The sequence below is a fragment of the Pedobacter foliorum genome (assembly GCF_013266735.1).
In the GTDB taxonomy this organism is placed as follows: Bacteria; Bacteroidota; Bacteroidia; order Sphingobacteriales; family Sphingobacteriaceae; genus Pedobacter; species Pedobacter foliorum.
This window is the reverse complement of sequence record NZ_JABSNU010000042.1, coordinates 1-639: the sequence shown is the minus strand read 5'-3', so window position 1 is coordinate 639 and position 639 is coordinate 1. Positions and strand designations below refer to the sequence as shown.

The window sequence follows — 639 nt, the reverse complement described above, 5'->3', positions numbered from 1 at the left end:
AACCAAACAGAACAGGATTCAACCAATAGGAAGGCTATTCGACATAATAAACCTGATATAGAGAATCTGGGAGGGCAAATGCTGGAATTATTTGGGCAACGGGATGCAACAATTCTACCTGGTATTACAGATTATTCCTGGTTACAAATTTATAGCGAAACGGGTGAAGATCTAACCAAATGGCCTTCAGAAAAGCATTTTACCAGCTGGTTAGGTTTATCTCCAGGGCAAAATAACTCAGGTAAAAAGCAAAAAAACAAACGAAAAGGAAGACCTCTGGCCGGTCAGATTTTTCGCAAACTTGCACAGAGTTTACTGCAAAGTAAGAAGATCTCATTTGGGGCATTTGGAAGAAGATTAAGGGGAAGAAAGGGGCCTCAGATTGCAATTAAAGCAGTAGCGAGGAAACTCGCAGTACAATATTGGAGACTAATGGTGAAGGGAAAGGAGTTTATAGAAAAAGGAGTAGCTCATTACGAGGCTATATTGCTACAACAGAAGGAAAAATATATAAAGAAACTTGCCTTAGAACTTAATATGGAATTCAAGTAGCTTCTTTAGGGTATTAAAAAAGTGATAATGAAAATTGTCATTATCACTTTTTTGCATTTTTTCTAATGCTAGGCTCTCAGCATGACG

At 37.9% G+C, this 639-nt stretch carries 1 protein-coding gene; it reads left to right on the top strand.

Annotated elements, in window-relative coordinates; all coding sequences use genetic code 11:
* The coding region (locus tag HQN83_RS25190; RefSeq protein ID WP_173094515.1) for a transposase at positions 1–552 on the top strand (552 nt) is incomplete at its 5' end.
* Between the last annotated feature and the right edge of the window lie 87 nt (positions 553–639).